The sequence below is a fragment of the Streptomyces zhihengii genome (assembly GCF_016919245.1).
Classification (GTDB): domain Bacteria; phylum Actinomycetota; class Actinomycetes; order Streptomycetales; family Streptomycetaceae; genus Streptomyces; species Streptomyces zhihengii.
Genome location: NZ_JAFEJA010000001.1, coordinates 1,727,038 through 1,750,687, shown reverse-complemented (window position 1 = coordinate 1,750,687; position 23,650 = coordinate 1,727,038). Strand labels below are relative to the sequence as shown.

24 protein-coding genes are annotated in these 23,650 nt (G+C 73.3%); 7 read left to right on the top strand and 17 right to left on the bottom strand.

Features of this window, described 5'->3' with window-relative positions; genetic code table 11:
• The 13 genes from JE024_RS07255 to JE024_RS07200 all read right to left on the bottom strand — a co-directional run bounded on the left by JE024_RS07255 (position 1) and on the right by JE024_RS07200 (position 12,957).
• Positions 1-897, bottom strand: a complete 897-nt coding sequence (locus JE024_RS07255; RefSeq protein ID WP_205372810.1) for an ABC transporter permease — start codon at positions 895-897, stop codon at positions 1-3.
• Positions 884-1,678 (bottom strand): ABC transporter ATP-binding protein, encoded by a 795-nt coding sequence (locus JE024_RS07250; RefSeq protein WP_205372809.1) that lies wholly within the window; start codon positions 1,676-1,678, stop codon positions 884-886. The genes JE024_RS07255 and JE024_RS07250 overlap by 14 nt, the downstream gene beginning before the upstream one ends.
• Positions 1,679-1,714: 36 nt before the next feature.
• Positions 1,715-2,824, bottom strand: a complete 1,110-nt coding sequence (locus JE024_RS07245) for an aliphatic sulfonate ABC transporter substrate-binding protein (protein ID WP_205372808.1) — start codon at positions 2,822-2,824, stop codon at positions 1,715-1,717.
• A 224-nt stretch (positions 2,825-3,048) separates the two neighbouring features.
• On the bottom strand, positions 3,049-4,389 hold the full coding sequence (locus JE024_RS07240; RefSeq protein ID WP_205372807.1) for a sulfate adenylyltransferase subunit 1: 1,341 nt from the start codon (positions 4,387-4,389) through the stop codon (positions 3,049-3,051).
• Between the two features lie 2 nt (positions 4,390-4,391).
• On the bottom strand, positions 4,392-5,327 hold the full coding sequence (cysD, locus tag JE024_RS07235; RefSeq protein ID WP_205372806.1) for a sulfate adenylyltransferase subunit CysD: 936 nt from the start codon (positions 5,325-5,327) through the stop codon (positions 4,392-4,394).
• Positions 5,324-5,908, bottom strand: coding sequence for an adenylyl-sulfate kinase (cysC, locus tag JE024_RS07230; protein ID WP_372449773.1), 585 nt, complete (start codon positions 5,906-5,908; stop codon positions 5,324-5,326). Before cysC ends, cysD begins: the two co-directional genes overlap by 4 nt.
• Complete coding sequence (locus JE024_RS07225; protein WP_205372804.1) at positions 5,890-6,591, bottom strand: phosphoadenylyl-sulfate reductase; 702 nt, start codon at positions 6,589-6,591, stop codon at positions 5,890-5,892. Before JE024_RS07225 ends, cysC begins: the two co-directional genes overlap by 19 nt.
• Entirely contained in the window at positions 6,588-6,767 is a 180-nt protein-coding gene (locus JE024_RS07220; RefSeq protein WP_205372803.1) for a hypothetical protein, read from the bottom strand. The genes JE024_RS07225 and JE024_RS07220 overlap by 4 nt, the downstream gene beginning before the upstream one ends.
• A complete protein-coding gene (locus JE024_RS07215; RefSeq protein WP_205372802.1) occupies positions 6,764-8,461 on the bottom strand; it encodes a nitrite/sulfite reductase in 1,698 nt (565 codons plus the stop codon). Before JE024_RS07215 ends, JE024_RS07220 begins: the two co-directional genes overlap by 4 nt.
• A gap of 116 nt (positions 8,462-8,577) precedes the next feature.
• Entirely contained in the window at positions 8,578-8,661 is an 84-nt protein-coding gene (locus tag JE024_RS42260; protein WP_315986100.1) for a putative leader peptide, read from the bottom strand.
• Positions 8,662-8,800: 139 nt separating this feature from the next.
• Complete coding sequence (locus JE024_RS07210; RefSeq protein WP_205372801.1) at positions 8,801-9,367, bottom strand: GNAT family N-acetyltransferase; 567 nt, start codon at positions 9,365-9,367, stop codon at positions 8,801-8,803.
• A 75-nt stretch (positions 9,368-9,442) separates the two neighbouring features.
• Positions 9,443-10,723 carry a helix-turn-helix domain-containing protein gene (locus JE024_RS07205; protein ID WP_244882655.1) on the bottom strand — a complete coding sequence of 427 codons (1,281 nt, stop codon included), beginning with the start codon at positions 10,721-10,723 and terminating at the stop codon, positions 9,443-9,445.
• Between the two features lie 599 nt (positions 10,724-11,322).
• Complete coding sequence (locus JE024_RS07200; protein WP_205372800.1) at positions 11,323-12,957, bottom strand: acyl-CoA dehydrogenase family protein; 1,635 nt, start codon at positions 12,955-12,957, stop codon at positions 11,323-11,325.
• A 17-nt stretch (positions 12,958-12,974) separates the two neighbouring features.
• Between JE024_RS07200 and JE024_RS07195 the strand changes: the two genes are divergently transcribed.
• Together JE024_RS07195 and JE024_RS07190 are read left to right on the top strand one after the other, a co-directional pair.
• The gene (locus JE024_RS07195) at positions 12,975-14,273 is read left to right on the top strand and encodes a YihY/virulence factor BrkB family protein (protein ID WP_205372799.1); all 1,299 of its coding nucleotides are present in this window, start codon (positions 12,975-12,977) and stop codon (positions 14,271-14,273) included.
• 106 nt (positions 14,274-14,379) lie between these two features.
• Positions 14,380-15,114, top strand: a complete 735-nt coding sequence (locus tag JE024_RS07190) for a DUF6597 domain-containing transcriptional factor (RefSeq protein ID WP_205372798.1) — start codon at positions 14,380-14,382, stop codon at positions 15,112-15,114.
• On the opposite strand, the gene JE024_RS07185 is transcribed toward JE024_RS07190, so the two are convergent.
• Positions 15,054-15,446: a VOC family protein gene (locus JE024_RS07185; RefSeq protein WP_205372797.1), complete on the bottom strand. Its 393-nt coding sequence runs from the start codon at positions 15,444-15,446 to the stop codon at positions 15,054-15,056. The two genes, JE024_RS07190 and JE024_RS07185, sit on opposite strands and share 61 nt — an antisense overlap.
• A gap of 256 nt (positions 15,447-15,702) precedes the next feature.
• On the opposite strand from JE024_RS07185, the gene JE024_RS07180 reads away from it, so the two are divergent.
• From JE024_RS07180 to JE024_RS07170, 3 genes are all read left to right on the top strand, one after another.
• On the top strand, positions 15,703-16,575 hold the full coding sequence (locus JE024_RS07180; RefSeq protein ID WP_205372796.1) for a substrate-binding domain-containing protein: 873 nt from the start codon (positions 15,703-15,705) through the stop codon (positions 16,573-16,575).
• A gap of 70 nt (positions 16,576-16,645) precedes the next feature.
• On the top strand, positions 16,646-17,926 hold the full coding sequence (locus JE024_RS07175) for a VWA domain-containing protein (protein ID WP_205372795.1): 1,281 nt from the start codon (positions 16,646-16,648) through the stop codon (positions 17,924-17,926).
• Positions 17,926-18,714, top strand: coding sequence for a hypothetical protein (locus tag JE024_RS07170; protein WP_205372794.1), 789 nt, complete (start codon positions 17,926-17,928; stop codon positions 18,712-18,714). The genes JE024_RS07175 and JE024_RS07170 overlap by 1 nt, the downstream gene beginning before the upstream one ends.
• Positions 18,715-18,791: 77 nt before the next feature.
• On the opposite strand, the gene JE024_RS07165 is transcribed toward JE024_RS07170, so the two are convergent.
• Positions 18,792-19,226, bottom strand: coding sequence for a subtilase-type protease inhibitor (locus JE024_RS07165; RefSeq protein ID WP_205372793.1), 435 nt, complete (start codon positions 19,224-19,226; stop codon positions 18,792-18,794).
• 329 nt (positions 19,227-19,555) lie between these two features.
• Here JE024_RS07165 and JE024_RS07160 point away from each other — a divergent pair, with 329 nt between their 5' ends.
• Positions 19,556-20,593, top strand: a complete 1,038-nt coding sequence (locus JE024_RS07160; RefSeq protein ID WP_205372792.1) for a PHP domain-containing protein — start codon at positions 19,556-19,558, stop codon at positions 20,591-20,593.
• Between the two features lie 339 nt (positions 20,594-20,932).
• A complete protein-coding gene (gene rsgA / locus JE024_RS07155; RefSeq protein WP_205372791.1) occupies positions 20,933-22,036 on the top strand; it encodes a ribosome small subunit-dependent GTPase A in 1,104 nt (367 codons plus the stop codon).
• 54 nt (positions 22,037-22,090) lie between these two features.
• Here rsgA and JE024_RS07150 read toward each other — a convergent pair whose 3' ends face one another.
• Both JE024_RS07150 and JE024_RS07145 read right to left on the bottom strand, forming a co-directional pair.
• The gene (locus tag JE024_RS07150; protein WP_205372790.1) at positions 22,091-22,573 is read right to left on the bottom strand and encodes a DUF456 domain-containing protein; all 483 of its coding nucleotides are present in this window, start codon (positions 22,571-22,573) and stop codon (positions 22,091-22,093) included.
• A 17-nt stretch (positions 22,574-22,590) separates the two neighbouring features.
• Complete coding sequence (locus JE024_RS07145; RefSeq protein WP_205372789.1) at positions 22,591-23,592, bottom strand: helix-turn-helix transcriptional regulator; 1,002 nt, start codon at positions 23,590-23,592, stop codon at positions 22,591-22,593.
• Positions 23,593-23,650 lie beyond the last annotated feature (58 nt).

Sequence of the window (23,650 nt, the reverse complement as noted above, 5' to 3'; positions counted from 1 at the left end):
TCAGCTCTTCACCAGCAGACCGCGGCTGCGCAGCACCCACCGCTCCAGCGGACTGAAGATCAGCAGGTCGATCGCGATGCCGACGATCAGGATGAGGATGATCGCGAGGAACACCCCGGGCATGTCCGCGTTGTTGCGGCCGTTCTCCAGCAACTGGCCGAGGCCGAGCCCGAGATCGGGGGAGGAGGCGATGATCTCCGCCGCCATCAGCGAACGCCAGGAGAACGCCCAGCCCTGCTTGAGGCCCGCGACGTAGCCGGGCAGCGCGGCCGGCAGCACGATGTGCCAGGTGCCCTTGAGACCCGTCGCGCCGAGGGTGCGGCCGGCCCGCAGGAACAGCGGCGGGACCTGGTCCACGCCCGACACCAGGCCGTTGGCGATCGACGGCACGGCGCCCAGCAGGATCACCGCGAACATCATCTGGTCGTTGAGGCCGAGCCAGATGACGGCCGGCGGCACCCAGGCGACCGAGGGCAGCGACTGGAGCCCGCTCAGGATCGGGCCGATGGCCGCCCTGACGAACTTCACCCGTGCCACCAGCAGACCCAGCGGCGTACCGATGGCCAGGGCCAGCAGGAAGCCCAGCAGACCGCGCGACACGCTGGTCCACACGACCTCCAGCAGCGTCCCCTGGAGCCACATGTCCGAGACGCTGGTCCACACCGCCGACGGCGCGGGCAGCTTGTAGTCCTCGGTGACCTCGGCCCAGACGAGCACCTGCCAGGCGACGATCACCAGGGCCACGGCGACCAGCGGCGGCAGGACCTTCTTCAGCAGCACCTCGCGCACCGGGGTGCGGTCGACCCGCACCGCGTCCAGCGCGTCGAGCCCCGCCTCCAGACCGGCGAGGTCGTCGTTCCTGCCCGTGGCCTTCGCGGGCGTCTCAGTGCTGGCCATGTCGGCGGATCTCCCCACGCAGTTCTTCGGTGATCTCGACGGACAGTTCCGCCACGGCGGTGTCCTCGATGCGCCGCGGCTGCTCGATGTCCACGGTCCACTCCCGGGCGATCCGGCCGGGACGCGAGGACAGCAGCACCACCCGCTGCGCGAGCCGGACGGCCTCGCGCACGTTGTGGGTCACGAAGAGCACGGAGACGTTCGTCTCCCGCCAGATCCGCGTCAGCTCGTCGTGCAGCACGTCGCGGGTGATGGCGTCGAGGGCCGCGAACGGCTCGTCCATCAGCAGCAGCCGGCTGTCCTGCGCGAGCGCACGGGCCATCGCCACGCGCTGGCGCATACCGCCCGACAGCTCGTGCACCCGCTTGCCGTACGCGCCGCCGAGGCGCACCAGCTCCAGCAGGCGTTCGGCCTCGGTGCGCCGCTCGGACTTGGCGACCCCCCGCAGACGCAGCGCGAGTTCGATGTTCTTGCCCGCGGTCAGCCACGGGAACAGCGCGTGCTCCTGGAACATCAGGGCCGGCCGGCCGCCGGGGGTCTCGATGGACCCCGCGGTCGGCCGGTCGAGCCCCGCGACCAGATTGAGCAGCGTCGACTTGCCGCAGCCCGAGGCACCCAGAAGGGTGACGAACTCACCCGGCGCGACATCGAGGGTGATGTCGTCCAGCACCAGCTGGGACCCCGTGGGGCCGGAGAAGGACTTGGAGACATGCCCGATACGGGCCGCGTGGTCGTGTTCCACGCTCACGCGGTCGTCGGCCTTGGCGAGGGCAGTGGCCATGGTCGTCACCTCCTGGGTTCTCGGCTGCTGTCGGGGTTACTTGACGCCGAGCCCGGCATCGGCGACCGCGGGCTTGCCCTCGGCCTCGAGCACCTTGTTCAGCGGCTTCAGGTCGTAGATGCCAGCCAGGTCGGGCTTCTGGAGGAAGCCGGCGTTCACCGCGTGGTCGGCCTGCGCCTGGAGCGTCGCCGCCAGCGGGTCGTCGATGAACTGGATCGACGGCCACGCCGGGTCGATGACCTCGGCCGGAAGCGCCTTGCCCGTCAGGTCCTTGAGCTTGGCGTTCGCCGACTCCTTGGCCTTGTCCGGGTTGGCGTTGATCCACGCGTTGGTCTTCACCGTGCCGCGCAGCACGGCCTCGACCACGGACGGGTGCTCGTTCAGGAACTTCTGCGACACGATGATGTTCGTGATGACGAACTTCTTGTCGGGCCACAGCGTGGACTCGTCGAGCAGGACCTTCGCGCCGTCGCTGACCAGCTTGGAGGCGGTCGGCTCGGGCACCCAGGCGCCGTCGATCGAGCCGGAGAGGTAGGCGTTCGGGGTGACCTTGTTCTCCGTGCGGACCACGGAGACGTCGCCCTTGCCGCTCTCGGCGTCGACCTTCCAGCCCTTCTCGTTGATCCAGTGCAGGAACGCCACGTCCTGGGTGTTGCCGAGCTGCGGGGTGGCGATCTTCTTGCCCTTGAGGTCGTCGAGGGTCTTGATCTTCTCCGGGTTCACCACGAGCTTGACGCCGCCCGAAGCGGATCCGCCGATGATCCGCAGGTTCTTGCCCTGGGACTTCACGTAGCCGTTGATCGACGGGGAGGGGCCGATGAAGCCGATGTCGATGGAGCCGGCGTTCAGCGCCTCGATCTCCGAGGGGCCGGCGTTGAACGTGGTGGCCGAGAGCTTGGTGCCGCCGAGTTCCTTCTGGAGGATGCCCTCCTGGTGGCCGACCAGGGCGGTGGCGTGCGTGAGGTTCGGGAAGTAGCCGATCTTCACGGTGTCGAGACCGTCGATCTTGTCACCCTTGGCGGCGGGAGCGACCTTGTCGTCCGTCGACTCGGATCCGTAGCCGCAGGCGGTGAGCGCCACGGCCAGCAGGGGCAGGGCGGCCACGGCGACGAGGCTGCGGCGAACGGTGGTACGGGTGGCGTGCACGGGAGGCGTTTCCTCTCGTCGGCCCGGTTCTCACGTCATCTCGGACGCGGCCGGGTCGTCGGCATGTGAACGGGTCTTCGGCGGTGCGGGTGGGGGGTGTGGGCGCGCAGGCAGTGCGCGTACGTCATCGCGCACATCGCGCCACCCCTCCCGTGCCCGCGCCGAGGGCGCCGCTGCCGACGCGGCCGCCCTCCTTGGCGAAGGTCGAATAGATGTCGGTCATGTCAGAAGTCCCAGCCCTCGTCGTCGGCCGCGGGCGCCTCGGCGACGGCGGCGAAGGAGTCGCCCGCCATGCCGGCCGCGAGCGTGGTGCCGTCCGCGGGGTCGATCAGCAGGAAGGAGCCGGTGCGCCGGGAGTCGGCGTACGAGTCGAGCGCCAGCGGCTCGGCGGTGCGCACCGTGACGCGGCCGATGTCGTTGGCGACGAGCCGGCCGGGCTCCGGGTGCTGCGAGAGGTCGTCGAGGGTGAGCCGCGAGGGGATCGCCTTGACGATGGCCTTCACCGTGCGGGTGGTGTGCTTGAGCAGCACCCGCTGCCCCACGGTGAGCGGCTCGTCCGCCACGTGGCAGACGGTGGCCTCGACGTCCTGGGTGGTGGCGGGCGCGTCGCCGCTCGGCACGACGATGTCGCCGCGCGAGACGTCGATGTCGTCCGCGAGCAGCAGGGTGACCGACTGGGGCGTCCAGGCCACGTCCACCGGTTCGCCCAGCAGGTCGATCCCGGCGACGGTCGAGGTGCGGCCCGAGGGCAGCACGGTGACCGGCTCGCCGACCCGGAAGGTGCCGGCCGCGATCTGGCCCGCGTAGCCGCGGTAGTCGGGGTGCTCGGCGGTCTGCGGACGGATCACGTACTGCACGGGGAAGCGGGCGTGGCAGCCGGTCAGGTCGTGGCTGGCGGGCACGGTCTCCAGGTGCTCCAGCACCGTCGGACCGCCGTACCAGTCCATCCGCGCCGAGGGCTCCACCACGTTGTCGCCGGCGAGCGCGGAGATCGGGATGGCGGTGACCTCGGGGACGCCGAGCTCGGTGGCGTACGCCGTGAACTCCTCGGCGATGGCCGCGAAGACGGGCTCCGCGTAGTCGACCAGGTCCATCTTGTTGACCGCGAGCACCACGTGCGGCACGCGCAGCAGCGCGGCGATCGCCGCGTGCCGGCGGGTCTGCTCGACGACCCCGTTGCGGGCGTCGACCAGCACGACGGTCAGTTCGGCGGTGGACGCGCCGGTCACCATGTTCCGGGTGTACTGCACGTGCCCCGGGGTGTCGGCGAGGATGAACCGCCTGCGCGGGGTGGCGAAGTAGCGGTACGCCACGTCGATGGTGATGCCCTGCTCCCGCTCGGCGCGCAGGCCGTCGGTGAGCAGCGCCAGGTCGGGCGTCTCCTGGCCGCGGCCGCGGGACGCCGCCTCGACGGCCTCCAGCTGGTCGGCGAGCACCGACTTGGAGTCGTGCAGCAGCCGTCCGACGAGCGTGGACTTGCCGTCGTCGACGGAACCGGCGGTGGCGAAGCGCAGCAGGGTGGTCGCCGACAGCTGGGCGGCGAGCTGCTCGGTGGTGCTGGTCATCTCTAGAAGTACCCTTCGCGCTTGCGGTCTTCCATCGCGGCCTCGGACATCTTGTCGTCGGCGCGGGTGGCGCCCCGCTCGGTGAGCCGGGAGGCGGCGATCTCGGCGATCACCGCGTCCAGCGTGGTGGCGTCGGAGTCGACGGCGCCGGTGCAGGACATGTCACCGACGGTGCGGTAGCGGACGAGCCGCTTCTCGGTCTCCTCGGTCGCCTTCGGGCCGCCCCACTCGCCCGCGGTCAGCCACATGCCGGAGCGCTGGAACACCTCGCGCTCGTGGGCGAAGTAGATCTCGGGCAGTTCGATGCGCTCCCGCTGGATGTACTGCCAGACGTCGAGCTCGGTCCAGTTCGACAGCGGGAAGACCCGCACGTGCTCGCCGGGGGCGTGGCGGCCGTTGTAGAGCTGCCACAGCTCCGGGCGCTGGCGGCGGGGGTCCCACTGGGAGAACTCGTCGCGCAGCGAGAAGACCCGCTCCTTGGCGCGTGCCTTCTCCTCGTCGCGCCGGCCGCCGCCGAACACGGCGTCGAAGCGGTGCTGCTGGATCGCCTCGGTCAGCGGCACGGTCTGCAGCGGGTTGCGGGTGCCGTCGGGGCGCTCCTTGAGCGCACCGCGGTCGATGTACTCCTGCACGGACGCGACGTGCAGGCGCAGCCCGTGCCGGGCCACCGCCCGGTCGCGGTACTCCAGGACCTCCGGGAAGTTGTGCCCGGTGTCCACGTGCAGCAGCGAGAAGGGGACCGCTGCGGGGGCGAACGCCTTCAGCGCCAGGTGCAGCATGACGATGGAGTCCTTGCCGCCGGAGAAGAGGATCACCGGCCGCTCGAACTCGCCCGCGACCTCGCGGAAGATGTGCACCGCCTCGGACTCCAGGGCGTCCAGGTGGGACAGGGCGTACGGGCTGTCGGTGCCGCTCACGACGTCGACGCTGGTCGTCACAGCAGACCCCTTTCGGCGAGCAGTGCGTGGACGGTGCCGGCGGATTCCCGCACGGTCTGGTTCTGGGACTCGATCCGCAGGTCGGGCGACGCGGGCTCCTCGTAGGGGTCGTCGACCCCGGTGAGCCCGCTGATCTCGCCCGCGGCCTGCTTGGCGTACAGCCCCTTCACATCACGTACCGAGCACACCTCGACGGGGGTGGCCACGTGGACCTCGACGTAGGCGGTGCCCTCCTGCTGGTGCCGCTTGCGGACGGCGTCGCGGCTGTCCGCGTAGGGGGCGATGACCGGTACGAGCACCAGCACCCCGTTGGAGGCGAGGAGTTCGGCGACGAAGCCGATGCGCTGCACGTTGACGTGCCGGTCCTCGCGGCTGAAGCCGAGGCCCGCGGAGAGGAACTCGCGGATCTCGTCGCCGTCGAGCAGCTCGACCCGCTTGCCCTCGGCGCGCAGCAGGGCCGCCAGTTCGTGGGCGATGGTGGTCTTGCCGGCGCTCGGCAGGCCGGTGAGCCAGACGGTGGCTCCGGTCACGTCGTTCTCCCGGGAGGTGTGTTCGTGTGTCATCAGCCGTGCAGCCCGCATTCGGTCTTGCCGCGGCCGGCCCAGCGGCCGGCGCGGGCGTCCTCGCCCTCCAGCACGCGGCGGGTGCAGGGCGCGCAGCCGACGGAGGCGTAGCCGTCCATGAGCAGGGGGTTGGTGAGCACGCCGTGCTCGGCGACGTAGGCGTCCACGTCGTCCTGCGTCCAGCGGGCGATCGGCGAGACCTTGACCTTGCGGCGCTTCTCGTCCCAGCCGACGACCGGGGTGTTCGCGCGGGTCGGCGACTCGTCGCGGCGCAGGCCGGTGGCCCAGGCCCGGTAGGCGGTGAGGCCCTCCTGGAGCGGGGCGACCTTGCGCAGCGCGCAGCACAGGTCCGGGTCGCGGTCGTGCAGCTTGGGGCCGTGCTCGGCGTCCTGCTCGGCGACGGTCTGCCGGGGGGTGAGCGTGATGACGTTGACGTCCATCACCGCGTCCACCGCGTCGCGGGTGCCGATCGTCTCCTCGAAGTGGTAGCCGGTGTCGAGGAAGACGACGTCCACGCCGGGCATGGCGCGTGAGGCGAGGTGAGCGACGACCGCGTCCTCCATGGAGGAGGTGACGCAGAACTCCTTGCCGAAGACGCCGGCCGCCCAGGTGAGGATCTCGAGTGCCGAGGCATCCTCCAGGTCGCGGCCGGCCTGCTCGGCCAGTGACTTGAGGTCGTGGTCGGTCCGGATCGCGGTCATATCGCTTCCCCTCCACCGTCGTTGCGCCGAAGTCCGCGGGCGAGGAGCCCGAGGAACTTCAACTGGAAGGCCCGGTTGCACGCCGCGCATTCCCAGGCGCCGTGCCCCTGCTCGTTGGGACGCAGGTCCTCGTCGCCGCAGTACGGGCAGAAGAACGGTGCCGCGCGCTCGCTCACGACAGGGCCTCCTCGGAGGCGCGGGCGGCCCAGGTGGCGAAGCGCTCGCCGTCCTCGCGCTCCGCCTGGAAGCGCGTGAGCACCCGCTCGACGTAGTCCGGCAGTTCGGCCGAGGTGACCTTCAGACCGCGGACCTTGCGGCCGAACGCCGGGTCCAGGCCCAGGGCGCCGCCCAGGTGGACCTGGTAGCCCTCGACCTGGTTGCCCTCGTCGTCGAGCACGAGCTGGCCCTTGAGACCGATGTCCGCGACCTGGATACGGGCGCAGGCGTTGGGGCAGCCGTTGATGTTGATGGTGAGCGGCTCGTCGAACTCGGGCAGCCGCCGCTCCAGCTCGTCGATGAGCGCGGAGCCGCGGGCCTTGGTCTCGACGATGGCCAGCTTGCAGAACTCGATGCCGGTGCAGGCCATGGTGCCCCGGCGGAACGGCGAGGGCTTGACCTGGAGGTCGAGCGCCTCCAGCCCGGAGACGAGCGAGTCGACCTGGTCCTCGGTGACGTCGAGCACGATCATCTTCTGCTCGACGGTCGTCCGCAGCCGGCCGGAGCCGTGCGCGGCCGCCAGTTCGGAGATCTTGGTCAGGGTGGCGCCGTCCACGCGGCCCACCCGGGGCGCGAAGCCGACGTAGAAGCGGCCGTCGTTCTGGCGGTGCACGCCGACGTGGTCGCGCCAGTGCTCCACGGGCTGCTCCGGGGCGGGGCCGTCCACCAGCTTGCGCTTCAGGTACTCGTCCTCCAGCACCTGGCGGAACTTCTCGGGGCCCCAGTCGGCGACCAGGAACTTCAGACGGGCGCGGTTGCGCAGCCGGCGGTAGCCGTAGTCGCGGAAGATCGAGATGACGCCTTCCCAGGCGTCCGGCACCTCGTCGAGCGGGACCCAGGCGCCGAGGCGGACGCCCAGCTTGGGGTTGGTGGACAGGCCGCCGCCGACCCAGAGGTCGAAACCGGGGCCGTGCTCGGGGTGGTTCACGCCCACGAAGGCGATGTCGTTGATCTCGTGCGCCACGTCGAGGAGCGGCGAGCCGGAGATCGCGGTCTTGAACTTGCGCGGCAGGTTGGAGAATTCCTTGTTGCCGATGAAGCGGCGGTGGATCTCGTCGACGGCGGGGCTGCCGTCCACGATCTCGTCCTCGGCGATGCCGGCGACGGGGGAGCCGAGGATCGTCCTCGGGGTGTCGCCGCACGCCTCGGTCGTCGACAGGCCGACGGCCTCCAGGCGGCGCCAGATCTTGGGCACGTCCTCGATGCGGATCCAGTGGTACTGGACGTTCTGCCGGTCGGTGAGGTCGGCGGTGCCGCGTGCGAACTCCTGGGAGATCTCGCCGATCACCCGGAGCTGCTCGGTGGTCAGGCGTCCGCCGTCGATGCGCACCCGGAGCATGAAGAACTCGTCGTCCAGCTCCTCCGGCTCCAGGATCGCGGTCTTGCCGCCGTCGATCCCGGGCTTGCGCTGGGTGTAGAGGCCCCACCAGCGCATCCGGCCGCGCAGGTCGGCGCCGTCGATGGAGTCGAAGCCTCGATGGGCGTAGATCGTCTCAATGCGTGTCCGCACATTGAGACCGTCGTCGTCCTTCTTGGTCTGCTCGTTCCCGTTCAGCGGGGTGTGGTGGCCCATGGCCCACTGACCCTCGCCACGGTGGCGTCCGGCCTTGCGGCGGGACGCGGCGGAGACGGGCTTTTCCGGGGTGGCGGCCATGGTGATGTGTCCTTCGAGACTGCAGGAGGGCGGCTCTGAGCTGCACACTCGCGAGAGGGCGCGACGGTGCGCAGGGCGGGGTGGAGAAAAGGGGAAGCTGCGGCTGTGCTGAGCTGTCAGCCGGCCGGACAGATGGCGCTGGACATGCGGCCGAGGTCGACGTGCCGCCGACTCACCAAGGCAATTCCAGTGCTGGACATGGCGGAAGCGTGTCATGGGACTTTGGACCCAGTCCACCTTCATCCACGATGTGGACAACACTGTCCCGCATCGCGAGACAGTGTGTCATGGGTCACCGCAGAGCGTACGGAATGCCGGGCGACCGTTCGGATAGCGGCGTCAGACGCCGGCTCCCGGCCACGGGCCGGGGGTGGCGGTGTCGGGTTCCTCCGCCGTCTTCGTGTCGAACAGCCGGAAGCCCCGGCGGAGGTAGTTGTCCATCGCGTGCGGGCCGTCCTTGGAGCAGGTGTGCAGCCACACCCGCCCGGTGGGCCCGAGCTCCGGCCTGCGCTCGCCCAGGTCCCAGGCGCGGGCGACGCCGTACGACAGCAGATGCCCGCCGATGCGGCGGCCGCGGAAGGCGGGGATCAGCCCGAAGTAGACGATCTCGACGCTGCCGCCGTCCTGGGCCTCCAGCTCGACGTAGCCCGCCGGGGTGCCCCGGTCGTACGCCACCCAGGTCTCCACGCCCGGCCGCGCGAGCCACTTCTCCCACTCGGCGTACGTCATGCCGAGGCGGTCGGTCCACAGGATGTCGCCGCCGACCGCGGTGTAGAGGAAGCGGCTGAACTCGGGGGAGGGCACCTCGGCCCGCTCGATGCGTATCTCCCCCTCGGGCGCGGACGCCGGGCGCTGGTCGGCGGGCGACGTCTGTTCGAGGGACCAGGTGGTCACGGTGATGCTCATGGAGGCCAGGGAATCACGGCGCCACGATCCGGCCAAACGTCCGAATCCGGACCCGGCGCGCGCGGGTGCGGCGCCTCAGGCGGCGCGGGCACGGCGGACCGCCGGAGCCGTGGAGTGGGGCAGCAGCGCGGCCGGGTCCTCGGGCACCAGCAGCTCCACCTCGACCTCCTCGGCGAACCGGTAGGGCCGGTGGGCGAGCACCTGGGCGAAGTGGCGCCGCAGCCGGGACATCTCCGCCCGCACCGTCACCGTCCTCGTCCGGTCCGCGAAGATGTCCTCCGCGAGCTGCGCCGCGCTGCGCCCGTCGCGGTGCCGGGCCAGCAGGTACAGCAGTTCCGCGTGGCGCGGGCTCAGCTCGTGGGACCAGCTGCCCGCACCGCCGGATATCCGCACCGACGGCCGGTGCGCCCGGCTGAGGTCGAGGACCACCCGGCCGGTGCCCGCCTGCGCCGGGTCCCCGTCGTCCACCCGCACCAGCCAGCCGCCCGGCAGCGGTTCGAGGGTGCAGGTGCCGAGCGACGGCAGCCACTGCCGCCCGGCGCGGACCGACTTCGGCAGCGCCAGCCGCCCCGGGGGCGGCATCCCGGACACCGCGGCCGTCCACCCCCGCTCGTCCACCGCGAGCGCCCGCCCGCCGAGCCTGCTCAGCAGCGGGGAGGCCACACTGCGCAGCCGGTCCAGCGCGTCGCGGTGGCGGTCGCGCAGCTCGGCCTCGGCCAGCCGCGTCACGGAGGTGACCAGGGCGAGCGTCGCCGGATGCATCGTGGACAGCGGCCCGCTGATGTCGACCACCCCGATCAGCCGGCCGTCCCGCGGATCGGTGACCGGCGCGCCGGCGCAGGTCCAGGTGTGGTGGGTGGAGACGAAGTGCTCGGCGGAGTGCACCTGCACCGGGCGGCGGCTGATCAGCGGCGTGCCCACCCCGTTGGTGCCGACGAGCGCCTCGCTCCAGTCCGCCCCCGGCACGAAGCCGAAGGCGTCGCCCTTGCGCAGCACCGGCGCGCTGCCCTCGCGCCACAGCAGCCGGCCGTCGGTGTCCGCGATCACCATGATGTGCTGCGCGGCCTCCGCGATCGACACCAGGCCGTCGCGCAGCACGGGCAGCACCTCCAGCAGCGGGGAAGCCAGCCGGCGCCGCTCGATCTCCTCCAGCGGCAGCACACCCGCCCGGCGGTCCCGGTCCGGGTGCACCCCGCCGCGCAGCGCCCGCTGCCAGGACTCGTCGATGTCCGCCCGGGGACCGACGGGCGGCCTGCGCCCGGCCAGGGCCGCGTCCCGGACCCCCTTCAGCAGACGCGTCGCCGCCGCCGCGTCCATGGTGGACAGGCGGGTGAGATCGACGGTGGAGTTCTCCACTGCGCCCTCCTTGGCGACGCGGGCGTCCGCGTGGATGGGGTTGGCTCAATCCTGCCCTGCCGGGGTGGCCGGGCGCCGCGATACGCCTCACAACGATGCAACCCTTTGCAACCGTCGCGAACACGCGTGCGCCTGTACGAAGGTGACAGAACACCGGTCCGCCGGTGGGGTGGTGCCGTGTCGGCGCAGCACCACCCGACACACGTCACGGGCGTGGGCCGACTGCACCTGGTCCACGCCCGTGCACCCTTTTTCTTGGGGCTCGGTTCGCCTCCGGGGCGCTCAAGACGGCGCCGACGGTCGACCGTGCTCGATCCCTCGTTCCTCGGGACCTCCGCGCGCTCTCCCTTTCGGCACCGCCCGCGCCCCTTCGGCTCACTCGCCACACGGGGGCCGCGCGCTCTCCCTTTCGGCACCGCCCGCGCCCCTTCGGTTCACTCGCCACATGGGGGCCGCGCGCTCTCCCTTTCGGCGCCGCCCGCGCCCCTTCGGTTCACTCGCCGCACGGGGCCGCGCGCTCTTCCTTTCGGCGCCGCCCGCGCCCCTTCGGTTCACTCGCCACACGTGCCACCGCACTCGCCCCGCCGGCCCACCTGACCTCAGACGGCGGGCCGCGCCCGTTCCACCACCGCGGCCAGGTCCAGGGTGTACGGCAGCGTCCCGAAGGACGACCCCCACTCGCCCCCGAGCCGCGACGCGCAGAAGGCGTCGGCCACCTCGGGCGGCGCCCAGCGCACCAGCAGCGAACCCTGGAGCACCAGCGCCATCCGCTCCACCACCCGCCGGGCCCTCGCCTCGATCCCGGCCAGGTCCGCCAGCTCCGTGAGCAGCTCCCGGATCGCCGCGTCCAGCCGGTGGTCGGCCCCGCGCGCGGCGCCCACCTCCTGGAGGAAGGCGTTCACCGACGCCGGCTCCCGCTGCAGGGCGCGCAGCGCGTCCAGCGCCTGGATGTTCCCCGAGCCCTCCCAGACCGAGTTCAGCGGGGACTCCCGCAGCAGCCGGGGCATCCCGGACTCCTCCACGTACCCGTTGCCGCCCAGGCACTCCAGCGCCTCGGCGACCAGCGGGGTGCACCGTTTGGTCACCCAGTACTTCGCCGCGGGCACCGCGATCCGCAGCAGCGCCCGCTCGGACTCGGTGTCCGCGTCGTACGCCGCCGCCAGCCGCATGCCGAGGACCGTCGCCGCCTCCGACTCCAGCGCCAGGTCCGCCAGCACGTTGCGCATCAGCGGCTTGTCGACGAGCAGCCCGCCGAAGGCGCTCCGGTGGGAGCAGTGGTGGACCGCCTGCGCCACGGCCTGGCGCATCAGGCCCGCCGAGCCGAGCACGCAGTCCAGCCTGGTCGCGGCCACCATCCCGGTGAGAGTGCGCACCCCGGCGCCCTCCTCGCCGACCAGCCGCGCCCAGGTGCCGTCGAACTCGACCTCGGCCGAGGCGTTGGAGCGGTTGCCCAGCTTGTCCTTGAGGCGCTGGAGCCGGAAGACGTTGCGCGTCCCGTCGTCGAGCACCCGGGGCACCAGGAAACAGCTCAGGCCGCCGGGCGCCTGCGCCAGGACGAGGAAGACGTCGTTCATCGGCGCCGAGCAGAACCACTTGTGGCCGGTGAGCGCGTACTCCCCGCCGGCGGCGAGCGGCTCGGCCCGGGTGGTGTTCGCGCGGACGTCGCTGCCGCCCTGCTTCTCCGTCATGCCCATGCCCGCGAGCGCGCCCGCCTTGAGCGCCGCCGGCCGCAGCCCCTGCTCGTACACCGGCGAGCGCAGCCGCCCCTCCCACACGGCGGCCAGCACCGGGTCGGTGCGCAGCGCGGGGACCGCGGCGTGGGTCATGGAGACGGGGCAGAGATGGCCCGCCTCCGCCTGCGTCCACACCAGGAAGCCCGCGGCCCGGCGCACATGGCCGTGCTCCCGGCCCCAGGCGTCGGTCAGCCCCGAGGAGACGGCCTTGCCCAGCAGCCGGTGCCAGGCGGGGGAGAAGTCCACCTCGTCGACGCGGTTGCCGTAGCGGTCGTGGGTCCGCAGCCGCGGCGGATCGCCGTCGGCCCGCTCCGCCCACTCCCGCGCCTGGGCGGAGCCCGCCGAGCGCCCGAGGAGTTCGAGCTCGTCCCGCGCCGTGCCGAGGACGTCCTGGGCGACATGTCGCCCGACCGCCTCGGTGAGCGCGCGGTCGGCGGTGAAGACGTCGTACCCCACCAGGGGCGGAGCCTGGTTGGTCACTGTGTGGGTGCCCGGTGCCATGCCGATACGGTAAGGAGGTGCAGGCAGCAAACGAAACACCCGAGCGGCCGCCGGGCCGGCTCCACCGGGCCCGAGTCCTCTACCGCAACGTCTCGAAGCGGAGGATGACCTGGCTGCTGCTGAAGGACACCGTCAATTCGTGCATCGAGTACCGCATCCTCGGTCTCGCGGCGGAGGCGGCGTTCTTCACCCTGCTGTCGGTGCCGCCGCTGATGCTCGGTCTGCTCGGTCTGCTCGGTTACATCGACGACTGGACCAGCACCACCACCGTCGCCTCCATCGAGCAGAACATCCTCTCCGCCGTCGGCACCGTGCTCTCCGACCGCGGGGTCAACGACATCGCCAAACCGCTGCTGGAGGACGTCACCCAGGGCGGCCGGCCCGATCTGATCTCGATCGGTTTCGCCATCGCCCTGTGGTCCGGGTCCCGGGCGGTGAACGTCTTCATCGACACCATCACCGTCATGTACGGCCTGGACGGCCAGCGCGGCATCGTCGCCACCCGGCTGCTGGCCTTCCTGCTCTACCTGATCGCCCTGCTGATCGGCGCGGTCGTGCTGCCGCTCGCCGTCGTCGGTCCCGACCGGGTCGTGGAACTGATGCCCTGGGGCACGGAAGTGGTGCGGATCCTCTACTGGCCCGTGGTCATCCTGCTGTCCGTGGCCTTCCTGACCACGCTCTACCACGTGTCCGTGCCGGTGCGTTCGCCCTGGGTGGAGGACATCCCGGGCGCGCTGGTGGCGCTCGCCATGTGGGTGCTGGGGAGCTTCCTGCTGCGCATCTACCTGACCAGCCAGGTGGAGGGCCCGACGATCTACGGTTCGCTCGCCGCGCCGATCGCCTTCCTGTTGTGGATAGGCATCTCCGCCTTCGCGGTGCTGGTGGGCGCGGCCGTCAACGCGGCCATCGACCGGGTGTGGCCCTCGGTGGCCACGGCCGCCGCCCGCGCCGCGAACGAGCGGGCCCGCGCGGCGGACGCCGCGGAACTGCTCGCCCGCGCCAGGGCGGCCCAGCTCTACGGCGACGAGGACGACGACGACGGCGAGGACGGCGGCGACATGCCGTCCGAGTTCCCCGAGCGCTGGTCCCGGTTCCTGCCGCCGGACGACGTGAAGTCCCGGCTGCACGCCGGTCTGCACACCAGCCGCGACAGCGGCAAGGACACCGGTAAGGACAGCGGTAACGACACCGGCAGGGACGGCGCGAAGGACGGCGCGAAGGACGCCGGCCGGGACGCGGCCCGCGACCCGGGCCGGGACCCGGGCACGGACCGCACCCAGGGCCGCGCGGGCGACAACGGCCGCGACAACCGCTAGCCCCGGCGCGGACTCCTCCCGGAGCCACGGAGCCACGGAGCCACGGAGCCACGGGACCCGGATCCCGGCGCCCGCGCCCGTCACCGGGACGGCCTAGCCTGGAGGCATGTACAGGGAACGGCCCGCCCTGCTGCCGGGCGCCGTGGTGTGGACGCGGACCGCCGAGGAACACGACGGAGCGGTGCACCCGGTGCTGCCCGACGGCTGCATGGATCTGCTGTGGAACGACGGCAGGCTGCTCGTCGCCGGTCCCGACACCCGGGCCCACACGCCGTCGGGCGCGGCGGGCCTCCGCTGGGCGGGGCTGCGGTTCGCCCCCGGCGCCGCGCCCGCCTTCCTCGGCGTCCCGGCGCACGAACTGCGCGATCTGCGCGCCGACCTCGCGGACCTGTGGGGCGAGGCGGCCGCCCGTGCTGCCGCGGCCGAGGTCGGTGAGGCGGACCCCGGCTCCGGTCTGGAGGCCGTCGCCCTCGCGAGGGCGGCCCGCAGCGGCCCGCCCGACCCGCTGACGGCACAGGTCGTCCGGCATCTGGAGGCAGGCGGCACGGTCGCCGCGGCCGCGGAGGCCGCCGGGCTCGGCGCCCGGCAACTGCACCGGCGCTCCCTGGACGCCTTCGGCTACGGGCCCAAGACCCTCGCCCGCATCCTGCGGCTCCAGCGCGCCCTGGCCCTGGTGCGCCGCGGCGTCCCGTACGGCGAGGCCGCGCTGCTGGCCGGCTGCGCCGACCAGGCCCACCTCGCCCGCGAGATGCGGGCGCTCGGGGGGACCACCCTGCGGGCCTACGAGGCGTCGGCGAAGAGGGAGACGCCCATGCCGTCCGGGTCGAGCACCACGGCGTAGCGCTGGCCCCACACCGCGTCCCAGGGCTTCATGTGCCCCTGGTGCCCGGCCGCGAGCAGGTCGGCGTAGAGGCTGTCGACCTCGGCCGCGTCGTCGCAGCGGAAGGCGAGGCCGAGTCGTTCGCCGGCCTCGGGGCGGGTCCAGCCGGGGTCGAAGGAACGGACCGTCTCCTCGGTGTCCCACAGCACCCGGGTGCCGTTCGGCAGCACGGCCTCCGCGTGCGGGGCGCCGTCGGCGTCCGCGGGGAGCTCCAGGCCGAGGCGGCGGTAGAAGGCGAGCGAGGCGGCCATGTCGGAGACGATCAGGCCGATGGCGTCGAGTCGTGGAGTCATGGGTCCACCGTAGGCAGGCGCCCGCCTGCCGGTCTTGAACGTTTCGGACACCGCGCCCCGCGCCCCGCCCCGGACGCTCCGCACCCCGCACCCCGCACCCCGCGCGCCGCCCCGGACGCCCCGCGCCGTCCCGTACGCCCCCGCGCGGGTGGGCGCGCGTACGGCGGGCCCGCCGTGGGCAGGGACCGGACGACCCGTGCGGCGCCCGCCCCGGAGGGACGGCGCCGCACGCCGCCGCTACCCGAGTGGAGGCCGCATGGCGCACGAGAACGGATGGACGTTCCTGGACGACCGGGGCCGCCCGGCCACCGCACCCCGTACGCCCGGGCGGCCCGTCGCCTACATACAGGCCGGGGCCGCGCTGTACGACCTCGGCATACGCCCCGTGGGGGTGTTCGGCTCCGCGCACGACGGCGCCGCGGCCGACCCGGTGAAGGCCGGCGCGCTGCCGCTGGACGGCACCGCCTATCTGGGACCGGGGCCCGCGGTGGACGCCGAGACGGTGCTGGCCGCCGGCCCCGATCTGGTGGTGGCCGTCGCCTACGGCGCCGGGGGCCCGGTCTACGGGCTCGACCCGGACACCGCCAAGCGGATCGAGGAGCGGCTGCCCGTCGTCGTCCTCGACGTCGGGCAGGAGCGCTCGCTCGACGAGACGCGCGCCCGCTTCGCCGAACTCGCCCGCTCCCTCGGCGCCCCGCCCCCGCCCGCGCACTCCGACGCGGCCCGCGCGGCGCGCACCGCGGCGGCCGCGGCGGCCGCCGGGACGCGGGTCCTCGCCCTGTCGCCCGCCGGACCGGACAGCGTGCACCTCGCCCGCCCCGGCGCCTGGCCGGACCTGCGGGCGCTGACGGACTGCGGGGTGACCGTGGCCGCGCCCGCGCCGGGCCCGGGGATCAACTGGTCGACCACCGACTGGAACCGGGCCGCGCTGCTGGAACCGGACGTCGTGCTCCTCGACGTCCGCGCCAACGCGGCGCCGCCCGAGCGGCTCGCGCGCACGGCGGGCTGGCGCGAGATCGAGGCACGGGCCCGGATCGTGCCCTGGAACCCCGAACTCCCGTGCAGCGCCCGCGCCCATGACGCGTTCTTCCGTACCGTCGCCCGGGCCCTGACGGCCCGGCAGGGCTGAGCCGCACCCGGTAACGCCCCCGCCACAGGCACGTTTTGGAACACCGGCCGATCCTCAATACGATCCGCTGATGATCATAAGAAAACGGCTTGCGGCCGGGGCGTGCGCCCTGCTCGCGGCCCTGGCCGCCGGGCTGCTCCCGGCGGGGACGGCCGCCGCCGACGAGCCGGCGGCGAAGGAACCCCCCAAGGTCGAGCTCGTGCTCGACGTCAGCGGCTCCATGCGCGCCCGCGACATCGACGGCAAGAGCCGGATGGCCGCCGCCAAGCAGGCGTTCAACGAGGTGCTGGACGCCGTGCCGGACGAGGTGCAGCTCGGCATCCGCACCCTCGGCGCCGACTACCCGGGCGAGGACCGCGAGCGCGGCTGCAAGGACACCCGGCAGCTCTACCCGGTCGGTCCGCTCGACCGGGTGGAGGCCAAGGCCGCCGTCGCGACCCTCGCCCCCACCGGCTGGACGCCCATCGGCCCGGCCCTGCTGGGCGCGGCGAAGGACCTGGAGGGCGGTGACGCCACCCGCCGGATCGTGCTCATCACCGACGGCGAGGACACCTGCGCGCCGCTCGACCCCTGCGAGGTGGCGCGGGAGATCGCGGCCAAGGGCATCCACCTCGTCATCGACACGCTCGGACTGGTCCCGGACGCCAAGACCCGCGCCCAGCTCCGCTGCATCGCGGACGCCACCGGCGGCACCTACACCTCCGTGCAGCACACCGACGAACTCTCCGGCAGGGTGAGCCAGTTGGTGGAGCGCGCCGCCGACCCCGTCGTCACGCCCGTGGCGACCGAGGGCGCCGCGCGCTGCGCCGACGCGCCCACGCTGACGCCCGGTCTGTGGACCGACCGCGAGAAGTTCGGCGAGCACCGCTTCTACCGGGTCGACGTGCTGCCCGGCCAGGAGCTGCGGGCCTCGGTCAGCGTCGCAGCCGACCGTGCGGTGGCCCGTGACTACGGGGTGCTGCTGCGGGCCGTCACCGTCCACGGCCGGGAGATCGTGCGCGGCTCGGAGGCCGGCGACGGCCGGACGGACCTGATCTCGACCGGTCTGCGGTACCCGAAGCCCGAGGCCGAGGACGAGGACGACGTCGACCTCAAGCCGGCCGCCGAGGTCGTCTGCCTCCAGGTCAGCAACTCCTTCGCGGCGGCCCCGGGCGTCAAGACCGAGCCCGGTCTGCCCGTCGAGCTCACCGTGGACGTCGTCGACGCCCCGGACGCCGCGTCCGACGTGGCCTCCTTCGGGCTCGGCCGCGGCTGGTGGCTGCTCGGACTTCTCGTGCTCACCGGTTTCGTGGCGGGCCTCGTGTGGGGCTGGATCTCGCGCTGGCGCATCGCCGTCTGGAGGACCCACTGATGCGAGTCGCACGGATGCTGACGGCCGGTGCGCTGGCCGCCGTGGCACTGCTCGGCACGGCCGCCCCGGCCGCCCTCGCCGACACCCCCTCGCCCTCGCCGGGCACGGACGGCTCCGCGCCCACCGAGGCGGGCACCTCCTTCCGCACCGCGACCCCGGTCGAGCAGGGGCAGAAGGCGACCGCCGACGGGTCGAGCAGTGACTACCTGTACTGGGTGTTCCCGGCCGACGCCGGCGACCGCCCCACGGTGCGGGCCTCGGTCACGCTGCCCGAGCCGACCGCGCGGCACGGCGCGGCGGACTGGCGGATCGACGTGTACGACGGGCTGCGCCGCCGCCAGCCCTGCATGTACGGCATGCAGAGCCGGACGGCCGCCGCGGACGCGGCGAAGGTCGAGCTGTCGTGCACCCTGCGGCCGGTGCGGGCGCTCGCCGACGCGTGGTCCGACGACCCGCTGCCCGGCAGCTACTACATCCGGCTGACCGCCACCGCCCAGCCCGAGCAGGACCAGGGTCTGCCGGTGCGCGCCGAGGTGGAGGCCGTCGCGAAGGCGGTCGGCGGCGCCTGGGCCGTCGACGGCACGCTGGCCGAGCCGCTGGTGCCGGGTGTCTCGGCCGACGAGCGGCGCAAGGAGGAGGAGACGGTGCTCGACTGGTCCTCCGGCTGGTGGTCGGACCGGTGGATCTGGACCGGCGCCGGCGGCCTGCTCGCGGCACTGGCCGCCATCGGCGGGTACGTCCTGACCCGGGGGTCCGGCCGTCCGGCGGGGGCGCCGCCGGGCGTCTGAGCACGGACGGGGAAGCGGCCGCGGCGTCGTCACGCCGCGGCCGCTTCGCGCGTTCCGCCGCCGGGCCGGGCCGGGTCTCAGAAGTCGAAGACGACGCCCGTCGAGGCGCCCTGGAGGCACGTGTTGCCGAACACGTGCGTGTAGGAGACCCGCTTGCCGTCGAACACCCCGTCCGCGGTGACCGTGACCGGGTCCCACTGGCGGGTGCAGCTCACGCCCGGCGCCGTCGTGGTGCCCGCGTCGAACCGCCCCTGCTCGGCGCGGAGTTCGGCGCAGGCGGCGCGGGGGGCCGGGTGGGTGCCGCTCGCCGAGGGGGCGCAGCCGAGGGTCACCGCGCGCAGGACCGTGCCGCTCAGGGCGTCGTCGCCGGCGGTGACGGTGAGCACGAGCGCGGAGGGCGCGTACAGGCTCCGGGCCTCCTGGGGCGCCGCTCCGGCGCTGCCCGTCCCGGGTGCCACGGCGAGGCCGAGCGAGATGCCGGCGAGCGCGAGTCCTCTGGCGATGTACCGCATTGCGAACACTCCTTGGGGTCGTTGTTTCGGAAATCGGACGGAGTCTTGCTCACCGCCGCGTGCCGCGCGCGCCCTCACCGCGCTATCCGGTCACCCCATGTGACACCTCCTGGGCGGATTGTGACGGTGTTTGCCATGCTGAATCACCGTTCAGTAGTCTGCGAAACGGCCGAAGAAAGCCCATGGCGTCGTTGAGCCTGCAATCAGTAGGCCAATCAATCCTTGAAGCATTGATTGAAAGGTCTCTTCGCGTTAAGGCTCCGGTCGTTCATCCGTTGGACTGATCCGGCGCGCCGGGGTTCACTGGCTTCAGGACCCCGGAGGTGCCGATGGACCCCGTCGAAGCACTGGAGCGCGTCGCGTTCCTGCTGGAACGCTCCCTCGCCGAGACCTACCGTGTGCGCGCCTTCAGGACGGCCGCCACCGTGCTGGCCGGACTGGGCCCCGAGGAGACCGCCCGCCGCTCCGCCGCCGGAACCCTGGTGCGGATCAAGGGCGTCGGGCCGAAGACCGCGAAGGTCGCCGAGGAGGCGCTCGACGGACGGACCCCCGCCTATCTGGGCCGGCTGGAGGACGAGGCGGACGCCGCACCGCTGGCCGAGGGCGGCGCCACCCTGCGGGCCGCCCTGCGCGGCGACTGCCATCTGCACTCCGACTGGTCCGACGGCGGCAGCCCCGTCGAGGACATGGGGCGCACGGCGGCGCTCCTCGGCCACGCATGGGCCGTGCTGACCGACCACTCGCCCCACCTGACCGTGGCCAACGGGCTGAGCGCCGCACGGCTGCGCGAGCAACTGGACCTGATCGAGCGGCTCAACGCCACCTGGGCGCCGTTCCGCCTGCTCACCGGGATCGAGTGCGACATCCTCCCGGACGGCACCCTCGACCAGGACCCCGAACTGCTCGACCGGCTCGACGTCGTGGTGGCGTCGGTCCACTCCAAACTGCGCATGGACGCGCCCGCGATGACCAGGCGGATGGTCGCCGCCGTCACCAACCCCCTGACCGACGTCCTCGGCCACTGCACCGGCCGCCTGGTCACCGGCGGCCGGGGCACCCGGCCGGAATCCGACTTCGACGCCGACGAGGTCTTCGCCGCCTGCGCCGAGCACGGCACCGCCGTCGAGATCAACTCCCGCCCCGAGCGCCGCGATCCGCCGCTGCGCCTGCTGCGCCGCGCCGTCGCCGCCGGCACCCTCTTCGCCGTCGACACCGACGCCCACGCCCCGGGCCAGCTCGACTGGCAGATCATCGGCTGCGACCGCGCCGAGCGCTGCGAGGTCCCCGCGGAACGGGTGGTCAACACCTGGACGGCCGACGGGCTGACCGAATGGACCCGCACCCGCCGCCCGCCCGCCGCCGCGTGAGCACCCGTGCCGGGCATCCGTCCGCAGCCGTGTGACCCGCACCCGCGCCGCCCGTCCGCAGCCGCGTGAGCACCCGCACCCGCCGCCCGTCCGGCACGGCGGAAAAACCGGTGGCACCGGCCGGCGGCCAGGGTCTACCGTGTGCACCGTTGTGAGGGGACGGCCCGGTGGGCCGCCCGCTGAGTCGACCGAGACCAGGAGGTGTGACCGATGGCTGTCATGGCGACGGGCGCTGCCCGCATCCGAGAGACCGTCAATCCCACCTCCGTGGCCACCGGCTGACATCCACCACACCGCGCCGTCAGGGCGCCGCCGGGGCCACCCTGTGAAGGGCTCCCCTTGAACCTCCCTGCTTCCGCAGATCTCCACACCCACCCGCTCACCGCCTACGGCTGGGACGACGCCTGGGCGGACGCCTTCGCCCCGTACGCCGACCGGGGGCTGCTGCCCGGCCGGGTCGTGCGCGTCGACCGCGGCCGCTGCGACGTCGTCACCCCGGTGGGCACCGTCCACGCCGACACCGAGTTCGTCACCCCGCACGACCCGCTGCGCGTCGTGTGCACGGGCGACTGGGTCGCCGTGGACGCCGCCGGCGACCCGCAGTACGCCCGGGCCGTGCTGCCGCGCCGCACCGCGTTCGCGCGCTCCACCTCCTCCAAGCGCTCCGAGGGCCAGATCCTCGCGGCCAACGTCGACCACGCGGTGGTCTGCGTCTCGCTCGCCGTCGAACTCGACCTCGGCCGCATCGAGCGCTTCCTCGCCCTGGCGTGGGAGAGCGGCGCCGAACCGCTCGTCGTGCTCACCAAGGCGGATCTCGTCCCCGACGTCACCGGTCTGTCGTACCTGGTCCAGGACGTCGAGACCACCGCCCCCGGGGTCCAGGTGCTCCCCGTGAGCTCCGCCACGGGTGAGGGCGTCGAGGTGCTCGCCGCGATCCTCTCGGGCGGCACCAGCGTGCTGCTGGGCGTCTCCGGCGCCGGCAAGTCGACCCTGGCCAACCTGCTGCTCGGCGAGGACGTCATGGACGTCCAGGCCACCCGGGACACCGACGGCAAGGGCCGGCACACCACGACCACCCGCAACCTGCTGGTCCTGCCCGGCGGGGGAGTCCTCATCGACACCCCCGGCGTGCGGGGCGTCGGCCTGTGGGACGCGGCGGCCGGTGTCGGCCAGGTCTTCTCCGAGGTCGAGGAGCTCGCGGCCCGGTGCCGCTTCCACGACTGCGCCCATGTGGCCGAACCGGGCTGCGCCGTGCTCGCCGCCGTCGAGGACGGCACGCTGCCGGAGCGGCGGCTGGAGAGCTACCGCAAGCTCCTCCGGGAGAACCGGCGGATCGTCGCCAAGACGGACGCCCGGATGCGGGCCGAGATGCGCCGCGACTGGAAGCTCCGGGGCGCCGAGGGCAGGGCCGCGATGGAGGCCAAGCGCGGTCGCGTCCGCTGACCCGGGCCGCGGTGCCCGGCTCCGCACGGGCCGGGCACCGCTCCGGGGCGGCCGTCAGCCCCGCAGGGTGACCGCCACCCAGGCCCCCACGACCAGCAGGCAGCCGAACAGCTCCACCAGGACGCTGGTGCCGGCCGCCCGCATCATCGCGCGGGTCGAGGCCCACGCCTGGCCGTGGCCGCCGAGACGGCGGCGCTCGCAGAGGTAGATCCCGCCGACGAAGCCGGGCACCGCCCCCACCACCGGCAGCAGCACGAAGCCGGCCAGCGCTCCCGCGCCCGCGCAGACGGCCGTCCGGCGGGTGATCCCCACCCCGCGCAGCCTGCGGGGCGGCAGCAGCCACACCACGACCTGGTTGATCAGCAGCACGGCCGTGGCGCCCACCAGCAGGGCCCACGCCGTGCCCGTCAGCTCGTGCATGGCCCACCAGAGCACGGCGGCCCACACCAGCCACGGCCCGGGCACGCCCGGCACCAGCACCCCCAGCAGACCCAGCAGCATCACCCCGCCGACCATCAGCAGCTGCCACACGCCCATCTGCCCAGCGTGCAGGATCAGTCGCGTCCCCGCAGGTCGCGGGCGACCCAGCCGCGTGCGTAGGCGTGCCAGCCGAGCTGCAGCCGGGTCGTGACGCCGGTCAGCTCCATCAGGCCCTTCACCCTGCGCTGCACCGTGCGCAGCCCCAGGTCGAGCTGCTTGGCCACGCTCGCGTCCGTCATGCCCGCGAGGAGCAGCGACAGGATCTGGAGGTCCGTGGCGTCCGGGACCGCGCCCGCGTCCTCGGCGACCGAGTCGCCGCCGGCAGACAGCCGCAGCGGCAGCGCCTCCCGCCACACCGCCTCGAACAGGCCCATCAGGGACTCCAGCAGACCGCTGGCGTGGACCACCAGCGCCGCGGGCTCCGCCCCGCGCCCGGTCAGCGGCACCATGGCGAGCGAGCCGTCCGCGACGACGAGCTTGGTCGGTACCCGGTCGGCCACCCTGACCTGCTCGTCGCGGCCGAGCGCCGCCGTCAGCTCGGTGATCCCGTCCGGCATGGTGAGCACCTCGCGCTCGACCACCACCCGGTAGGTGACGCCCCGACCCGCCGCCTTCTCCTCCGCCTCGTTGTCCATGCCGCTGACCGCGATCGGCTTCCCCGTGACCAGGGCGCAGACCTCGTCCACGGCGCCGAGCTGCAACTGCACGAAACGGTGGGTGACCGCGCTCGCCCCGGTCACCACCTCCACCAGGTCGTGCACCGCCGGCTCGGCCGACTCCGCCCGGTACTCCTCCGCCAGCAGCGCCGCGGCCAGCTCGGCCCGCTCCAGCTCGTGCCGCTGCTGCGTCAGCAGCGCCCCGAGCGCCACGCCCGGCGGCGCCGCCACCCAGCGTCCGGTCCGCGCCGACGACTGCGCCGCCAGCCCCTGCTGCTCCAGCCGGCGCAGCGCCCGCTCGGTCTCCGGCTCCGGCAGCGCCAGCCGGTGCGCGAGATCGGCGATCTCCGCCGCGCCCAGCGCGACCAGCGCGCGGTAGGCGATCTCCTGCCGTTCGTCGAGACCTATCGCTCCCAGCACAGTGCCCCTCCCCGGACGTGCCCCTGTGGCCGCCGTGGCGGAAATCGGCCACGGCGCA

What these genes read in the sequence shown, in the direction of transcription:
- JE024_RS07255 (WP_205372810.1), bottom strand. Translation starts at nt 897, where the DNA reads ATGGCCAGCACTGAGACGCCCGCGAAGGCCACGGGCAGGAACGACGAC.
- JE024_RS07250 (WP_205372809.1), bottom strand. Translation starts at nt 1,678, where the DNA reads ATGGCCACTGCCCTCGCCAAGGCCGACGACCGCGTGAGCGTGGAACAC.
- JE024_RS07240 (WP_205372807.1), bottom strand. Translation starts at nt 4,389, where the DNA reads ATGACCAGCACCACCGAGCAGCTCGCCGCCCAGCTGTCGGCGACCACC.
- cysC (WP_372449773.1), bottom strand. Translation starts at nt 5,908, where the DNA reads ATGCGGGCTGCACGGCTGATGACACACGAACACACCTCCCGGGAGAAC.
- JE024_RS07225 (WP_205372804.1), bottom strand. Translation starts at nt 6,591, where the DNA reads ATGACCGCGATCCGGACCGACCACGACCTCAAGTCACTGGCCGAGCAG.
- JE024_RS07215 (WP_205372802.1), bottom strand. Translation starts at nt 8,461, where the DNA reads ATGGCCGCCACCCCGGAAAAGCCCGTCTCCGCCGCGTCCCGCCGCAAG.
- JE024_RS42260 (WP_315986100.1), bottom strand. Translation starts at nt 8,661, where the DNA reads ATGTCCAGCACTGGAATTGCCTTGGTGAGTCGGCGGCACGTCGACCTC.
- JE024_RS07210 (WP_205372801.1), bottom strand. Translation starts at nt 9,367, where the DNA reads ATGAGCATCACCGTGACCACCTGGTCCCTCGAACAGACGTCGCCCGCC.
- JE024_RS07200 (WP_205372800.1), bottom strand. Translation starts at nt 12,957, where the DNA reads ATGGCACCGGGCACCCACACAGTGACCAACCAGGCTCCGCCCCTGGTG.
- JE024_RS07190 (WP_205372798.1), top strand. Translation starts at nt 14,380, where the DNA reads ATGTACAGGGAACGGCCCGCCCTGCTGCCGGGCGCCGTGGTGTGGACG.
- JE024_RS07185 (WP_205372797.1), bottom strand. Translation starts at nt 15,446, where the DNA reads ATGACTCCACGACTCGACGCCATCGGCCTGATCGTCTCCGACATGGCC.
- JE024_RS07180 (WP_205372796.1), top strand. Translation starts at nt 15,703, where the DNA reads ATGGCGCACGAGAACGGATGGACGTTCCTGGACGACCGGGGCCGCCCG.
- JE024_RS07175 (WP_205372795.1), top strand. Translation starts at nt 16,646, where the DNA reads ATGATCATAAGAAAACGGCTTGCGGCCGGGGCGTGCGCCCTGCTCGCG.
- JE024_RS07170 (WP_205372794.1), top strand. Translation starts at nt 17,926, where the DNA reads ATGCGAGTCGCACGGATGCTGACGGCCGGTGCGCTGGCCGCCGTGGCA.
- JE024_RS07165 (WP_205372793.1), bottom strand. Translation starts at nt 19,226, where the DNA reads ATGCGGTACATCGCCAGAGGACTCGCGCTCGCCGGCATCTCGCTCGGC.
- JE024_RS07160 (WP_205372792.1), top strand. Translation starts at nt 19,556, where the DNA reads ATGGACCCCGTCGAAGCACTGGAGCGCGTCGCGTTCCTGCTGGAACGC.
- JE024_RS07150 (WP_205372790.1), bottom strand. Translation starts at nt 22,573, where the DNA reads ATGGGCGTGTGGCAGCTGCTGATGGTCGGCGGGGTGATGCTGCTGGGT.